This window comes from Chryseobacterium sp. SSA4.19 (assembly GCF_022601875.1).
In the GTDB taxonomy this organism is placed as follows: Bacteria; Bacteroidota; Bacteroidia; order Flavobacteriales; family Weeksellaceae; genus Chryseobacterium.
This window is the reverse complement of sequence record NZ_JAKVIP010000018.1, coordinates 73,237-79,589: the sequence shown is the minus strand read 5'-3', so window position 1 is coordinate 79,589 and position 6,353 is coordinate 73,237. Positions and strand designations below refer to the sequence as shown.

Below are 6,353 nucleotides of genomic sequence, written 5' to 3'. Positions count from 1 at the left end.
AAAAATTTTTTGAGCTGTAAGGGCTCAAAATTTTCCAGAATAACTTTTTAACTTACACAGTTAGTGAGACACTACCACTTTTTTTACCGGTTCACCAGTATTTTTTCAATAGAATCAACGATTTCTTTTTCTATGGTTTCTTCATCAAGATTTTCAAGGGTATAGGTTTGTGCTTTCATGGCTGCCGTTCCGGTGCTGTTCTGGAAAATGGTATCTATATGAATCCCGATTCGTTTTAAATTTTTGCCTGCTGTAAACATGATGTGCGGAAATTTGTCGTTGGCATAAAAGTTAGAGTTCATGTTTCTTGACACCTGAAGCTTGATGTTCGCGTGGGAATGAATGCCTGATCCGTTATTGTTTTCCTCACTTAAGGTGATCTTGCCTCCGAAACCGTTTTCTCTCAACATCCTTTTAGCTCCTGCATTTTCGGGTCTATGAAGTTTTTGCACAGAACTTTAAAACCTTCCATAAAAAGATCTTCTTCACTTTTTTTTCTTTTCCTGGCTTTCTTTCAGCTTCTGTTCCTCGGCTTTCAGATTTGAGAACAGCATGTTGAGTTTATTTATATTTTCTTCCTTCATGGATGGGATATTTTAATTTAGCCTAATTTGAAAATGTCTTTATAATTATCTTCAAATATAATAAACATCGTAAAACTTATCGATGAAAATTTTGACTCCATATTAATTCTCATTCAAAAACCCTGTAAATAGAGGAAATCTATTAAACTGCTCTTTTTAAAATCAAATTTTACGGCTACCTTTATTCTGTTCAAATATCAATTCACTATTATTAAAAAATAAAAGAGCTATGAGTTCAGAAAATACGACTTCATTTCATGACCTGTTTAAACCTGAAAACGAAATTCCTGAAGAATATAAAGTCCCTGAGATCCACCAACGTGTGTATCTGCTCAACGGAGAACTGGTAGAGTGGAACGGTGAAGTAACGGAAATTTATTCCCCGGTCTGCATCCGTACGGAAAACGGACTGGAAAGGAAACTGCTGGGAAGCATCCCGAACATCAGCCCGAAAGAGGCAATGGACGTTTTGGACGCCTCCGTAAAAGCTTATACTAATGGGTTGGGTGAGTGGCCGACGATGTCCGTGGAAGGACGTATCAAGTGTATGCAGAAGTTCGTGTACCTGATGATCAAAGAACGCGAACTCATCATTAAACTGCTGATGTGGGAAATCGGGAAAACACTGGCTGATTCTACCAAAGAATTTGACAGGACGGTAGATTACATCAACCAGACCATTGATGCTTTAAAAGATCTTGACCGGGAATCATCACGGTTTCAGCAGGCCGAAGGAACCATTGCACAGATCCGAAGAGCCCCGCTTGGCGTGGTACTGAGTATGGGACCGTTCAATTATCCTTTAAATGAAATCTTCACCACACTGATCCCGGCACTGATCATGGGAAATACTATTTTGTTTAAGCTTCCCAAGCATGGTGTCCTGGCACATTATCCTTTGCTAAAAGCATTTAAAGAAGCTTTCCCTAAAGGAACAGTTAATACGTTATATGGAAAAGGCGCAGAGATCATCACGCCGATTATGGAAAGCGGAAAAGTGAATGTCCTTGCATTCATCGGTTCCAGTAAAGTAGCCAACGGACTTAAAAAACTACATCCGAAAGTGAACCGTTTAAGAGCAATTTTAAGCTTAGATGCAAAAAATGCGGCGATCGTAACGAAACACGCCAATCTTGATGTGGCCGTAAGCGAATGTATTTTAGGTGCTCTTTCATTCAACGGACAGCGATGTACGGCACTTAAGCTGATCTTTATTCAGAAAGACGTAGCAGAAGAATTTACTCAGAAGTTGACCGCTGCTGTTTCTGCCATGAAGGCAGGGCTGCCTTGGGAAAAAGATGTCAAGATCACTCCGCTTCCGGAATTGAATAAACCCATTTATCTGAAAGAATGTATTGATGATGCGGTTTCCAAAGGTGCAAAAGTGCTTAATGAAAACGGCGGACTGACTGAAGAATCCTTTGTTTTTCCTGCCGTAGTCTATCCGGTGAACAGTGAGATGAAGCTCTACCATGAGGAACAGTTCGGTCCTGTAATTCCTGTAGTTCCTTTTGAAAATATTGAAGAGCCGATCGATTATCAGGTCAATGCTTCCCATGGAATGCAGGTAAGTATTTTCAGTGAAGATCCGATGGAGGTTTCAAAGCTGATCGATTCTTTTGTCAATCTGGTAAGCCGGGTGAATATCAACTGCCAGGCCCAGCGCGGACCGGATGTCTTCCCGTTTACAGGAAGAAAAGACAGTGCGGAAGGTACATTGTCAGTGTTTGATGCGCTTCGTTCATTCTCTATCCGTTCTCTGGTCGCTGCAAAAATAACAGATTCCAACGAAAATCTTCTGAATACCATTGTCAGGGATCACGATTCCAATTTCTTAAGTACGGATTATATTTTTTAATCTGAAAATCTTTAAAAAAACAGAACCTGCTGTAACGCAGGTTTTTTTGTTGTATTCATTTCAAATTATTATTTTTATAAAAAATACATGCCTCATGATGAAACGCTGCTTCACCTATCTGATTGTCCTGGTAAGTTTTTCTCTTACTGCACAAAATTTGGTCCCTTATAATGATAAAGGGAAATATGGACTTTGTGATATCAACGGGAAAATTTTATTAGAACCCATCTACTCGGATACCGATTTCTTCTCAGTAAAAACCAATGGTTATTCTGTTAAAAAAGAGGGTAAATATGGTTTGCTCAATAAAGACCTTAAAGTTGTCATTCCTTTCATTTCTATCAATCCAGTCATAGGAACTGACGATGGCTATATCGTTTATTTTTCAGAAAATGAATTGCATTATTATTCTAAAAACTATCAGTTGTTAAAAAAGAGAATGCTGGAAAAGACTTCTGATTCTTACGGTCCTGTTACAACAGATTATGCTGCAGATAAGCGTGATCATTTTACCAATGAGAAAGTTCTTGAACTGTTTAAAAAAAAATATCCTAGAAAAGGAAAATATCATGTGGTGTCGGCCAATAATACGTACTATAGAATTTGCTCAGAAAATGATAAGGGAAAATGTACTGCTTTAGCCGTATTTCTCCCAAAAGCGTCTGTTTTTTTAATCAGTGATGAACAGAAAGAGTATCATAATGTTACCTGGAATCCTGGCACATCCATGTATTATATTTTAGTGAAGAGCGGAACAAAAGAATATGTAATTGACCAAAATGAAAAGACCGTTTTTCCTGCAAAAGAATACGACAGACTCTATATTTTTAAAAATTATATTGGCTATAAGGACAAAAATTCAAGTTCTAAAAAAAGTGTCACGCATTATTTCATCATCAGTTCAGGAGTGATTATTGAAAATAAATTTTCTTCATTTGATCCTGTAAAAAGTCTGACTGTTGAAGGTAAAAACTTTGATATCTTCAAGGCTACAATTAATAATTATGATCTTCATCAATCACAGGATGTCTATATCGGCGAAAATGGAAAGCAATATTTTAAAGCAGATTTTACATTTGATAATTAAGTGGCGGGTTTTATTGAAAATTACTGCTTCGGAAAAAATATTACAAAAATAAGTCATGTAAAATAAGTGGCCGGCATCTCAATACCGGCCACTTGTTATAAATATTAACAGCAGTTATATAGCGGTTAAAAATCTGCCGATGATGGTATTCAGCTCGTCTGCATGGGTGACATTCAACCCATGCGGCGCTCCTTCAATAATTATAAATTCATTGTTGGCAATACCCGCTGCTGCCTGTTTCCCGGCAGTTTCAATAGGAACCACTTTGTCATCATCTCCATGTACGATCAGTGTTCTTACATCTACATTTTTCAATTCCGGACGGAAATCAGTGTTGGCCCAGCTTTCTGCACATTTAATAGTGGCAATCGGATTTGCGCATGAGGCGATAGACCAATCGTAATCCAGTTGTTTCTGGCTCACCGATTTGGAAAGCAATCCGTAATTGTAAAAATCTTTATGGAAGGATTCCAGAAAGGTAACACGGTCTGTTTTTAAGTTTTCCATAATGGTATCCAGCTTTTCCTGCGGAACTCCGTCAGGATTATCTTCCTTTTGTTTTACAAGAGGAATGATAGATGAAATCAAAGCCACTTTATCGACATTGTCTGAGCCATAGTTGGTCAGGTAGCGTACTACTTCACCACCACCCATTGAAAAACCGAAAAGAATTACATTTTTCAGTTCCAATTGTGAAATGATTTCATGCAGGTCTTTTGCTAAGCCATCGTAATCATATCCGTCCGCAGTAGGCGATGATTTCCCAAAGCCTCTTCGGTCATACGAAATGACACGGTATCCTGATTGTAAAAGAAAGGAAACCTGCATCTCCCATGATTTCCCGCTTAACGGCCATCCGTGAATTAAAATGATAGGCTGTCCGGATCCGAAATCCTCATAATAAAGTTCGACATTCTGATGGTCGCTTGTTGTAATGTAAGGCATATTAATAATTTTTGATGTTACTGAGGGGTCACAAATATTAAGCCATGTCATCAGGATATGCGTAACTCCTGAAAAAGCAGCATTAATTCTATGGGCTTTTTAAATTATTTTCAAAAAAAGTGTAACAAATTTTTAAACATGAAACTAACTTTACAGAGCATTTCAATCATGGCCTCATCAGAACAGGAATTTTTACAGGAAATCGAAAAGCATAAAGGAATTATTTTTAAAATTTCCAAAATGTATATGGATCACAAAGAAGACCGTGATGATCTTTTTCAGGAGATTACCTATCAGGTCTGGAAAGCCTATCCTAATTTCAGAGGCGAAAGCGGATTTGCCACCTGGCTGTACAGAATTGCCCTGAATACAGCAATTATTTTCCTTAAAAATGAAAAGAAAAGAAGTTTCATCGGCCGCGAAGATTTTTCTGAATATAGAATCCCACAGGAAGAATTCGATGCTGAAAAAGAAGAGAAACTGAATATGATGTATAAAGCGATCCATAAGCTGAACCCGATTGACAAAGCTTTTATCTTCTATTACCTGGAAGATGTTTCCGGAAGGGAGATTGCAGATCAGATGGGAATCTCTGAAGGAAACGTAAGGGTAAAAATGAACCGCGCAAAAAATAAACTTAAAGATATCTTAGAAACCAATACCTACTCACTTTAAAATCAACCGTTATGAATATAGATGAACTTAAAAATGTATGGAATGAAGACGATTCCCTGGATACGCCTGAAATCAATACCGAACAGAAGAAAAAAATACATCTGCCTCTTGAAAAAATGCGTAAAAACATGCGCATGGAATTTTGGTCTACTGCCGGAGTTTTTATTTTCGCTTTTGCCCTCATAGCGGTATGTGAAGGTTCATTTAAGTTTAAATTTTACATTACCCTTCTTATCGCATCAATGGTTTTTGTAACTTTTTTCTTTTTCAGCCAGTTTTTTAAACTGTATAAAGACATGTCCGATCCCATGATGAAAACGTATGACGGCTTAAAGGACCTGCTGAATCAGTTTTATCTGAACAAGCAGTATTATCTTTCGCTTTACCTAAGTTTTGTACCATTTTTAGTTTGTGAACTGATTATTGTTCTGGAATTTATTCCCCGGCGCACTTCTTTATCTGATCTAAAAACGGCAGCCGTCGTATTGGGAACGGTAATCACCGTAATTCCGGTATTATTCGTATTTGGGAAATGGTGGTTTAAAAAGCTGTACGGTGTTCATATTGCCAAAATAGAGGATCTTCTCGCAGCGTTGAAAAAATAATTTCGGCGGGCCAAAGGTCCGCCGAAATTATTTTTTATTGGGTGTAATAGGCTGGGAATTCCCTTAGAATAGAATATAAATCCCGCCATTCAAAATATACGGGACTTACACTTTCTACATCTTTAAGCCCTTTGTCTTTAAATAGTTTTTTGGTGCGTGTCACATGAAAATACCGTGAAACAACAATAAGGCTTTTAAAAGGATGTCTTTTCTGAATTTCTAAAACATTTTCAACAGTAAGTCTTGTATTATTTCCTTTGTTGTCAACCATAATAACAGAATCCGGAATGTTTTTCTTGATGAGGTATTCTTTCATTTTCGAACCTTCATAGAATCCTTCTTTTCCCAGTCCTCCGCTAACAATGATTTTTTTAATCCTGTGGTTTTTTTGTATAAATCAATTCCTGTGGTAAGCCGCTTTTCGAGTCTTTCCGATAAGGTTCCGTCTTCATTAACCTTGCTTCCCAAAATAACGGCAAAATCTGCTTTTTTACCTTCATCAGAAATACCTTCAATGATAATCCAGGCAGAATGGATAACAAACCAAATGATAAGTAATGAGGCTGCAATTTTTAAAATGTAAAAAATATTTTTCACTA

Annotated in this window: 8 protein-coding genes; 4 read left to right on the top strand and 4 right to left on the bottom strand. The window is 37.4% G+C overall.

Going from position 1 to position 6,353, the window contains the following annotated elements; genetic code table 11:
* Window positions 1-83: 83 nt before the first annotated feature.
* Window positions 84-452: a hypothetical protein gene (locus tag MKJ01_RS13390; protein ID WP_241614533.1), complete on the bottom strand. Its 369-nt coding sequence runs from the start codon at window positions 450-452 to the stop codon at window positions 84-86.
* Window positions 453-813: 361 nt separating this feature from the next.
* Here MKJ01_RS13390 and MKJ01_RS13385 point away from each other — a divergent pair, with 361 nt between their 5' ends.
* Together MKJ01_RS13385 and MKJ01_RS13380 are read left to right on the top strand one after the other, a co-directional pair.
* Complete coding sequence (locus MKJ01_RS13385; RefSeq protein ID WP_241614534.1) at window positions 814-2,442, top strand: NADP-dependent glyceraldehyde-3-phosphate dehydrogenase; 1,629 nt, start codon at window positions 814-816, stop codon at window positions 2,440-2,442.
* A gap of 94 nt (window positions 2,443-2,536) precedes the next feature.
* On the top strand, window positions 2,537-3,529 hold the full coding sequence (locus MKJ01_RS13380) for a WG repeat-containing protein (protein WP_241614535.1): 993 nt from the start codon (window positions 2,537-2,539) through the stop codon (window positions 3,527-3,529).
* 114 nt (window positions 3,530-3,643) lie between these two features.
* Here MKJ01_RS13380 and MKJ01_RS13375 read toward each other — a convergent pair whose 3' ends face one another.
* On the bottom strand, window positions 3,644-4,474 hold the full coding sequence (locus MKJ01_RS13375; RefSeq protein WP_241614536.1) for an alpha/beta fold hydrolase: 831 nt from the start codon (window positions 4,472-4,474) through the stop codon (window positions 3,644-3,646).
* Between the two features lie 168 nt (window positions 4,475-4,642).
* Here MKJ01_RS13375 and MKJ01_RS13370 point away from each other — a divergent pair, with 168 nt between their 5' ends.
* Together MKJ01_RS13370 and MKJ01_RS13365 are read left to right on the top strand one after the other, a co-directional pair.
* Window positions 4,643-5,149 (top strand): RNA polymerase sigma factor, encoded by a 507-nt coding sequence (locus MKJ01_RS13370; RefSeq protein WP_241632649.1) that lies wholly within the window; start codon window positions 4,643-4,645, stop codon window positions 5,147-5,149.
* A gap of 11 nt (window positions 5,150-5,160) precedes the next feature.
* Window positions 5,161-5,754: a hypothetical protein gene (locus tag MKJ01_RS13365; protein ID WP_241614538.1), complete on the top strand. Its 594-nt coding sequence runs from the start codon at window positions 5,161-5,163 to the stop codon at window positions 5,752-5,754.
* A gap of 34 nt (window positions 5,755-5,788) precedes the next feature.
* Here MKJ01_RS13365 and MKJ01_RS13360 read toward each other — a convergent pair whose 3' ends face one another.
* Window positions 5,789-6,103 (bottom strand): YdcF family protein, encoded by a 315-nt coding sequence (locus tag MKJ01_RS13360; RefSeq protein WP_241614600.1) that lies wholly within the window; start codon window positions 6,101-6,103, stop codon window positions 5,789-5,791.
* Window positions 6,067-6,351: a hypothetical protein gene (locus tag MKJ01_RS13355; RefSeq protein WP_241614539.1), complete on the bottom strand. Its 285-nt coding sequence runs from the start codon at window positions 6,349-6,351 to the stop codon at window positions 6,067-6,069. Before MKJ01_RS13355 ends, MKJ01_RS13360 begins: the two co-directional genes overlap by 37 nt.
* Window positions 6,352-6,353: the final 2 nt, after the last annotated feature.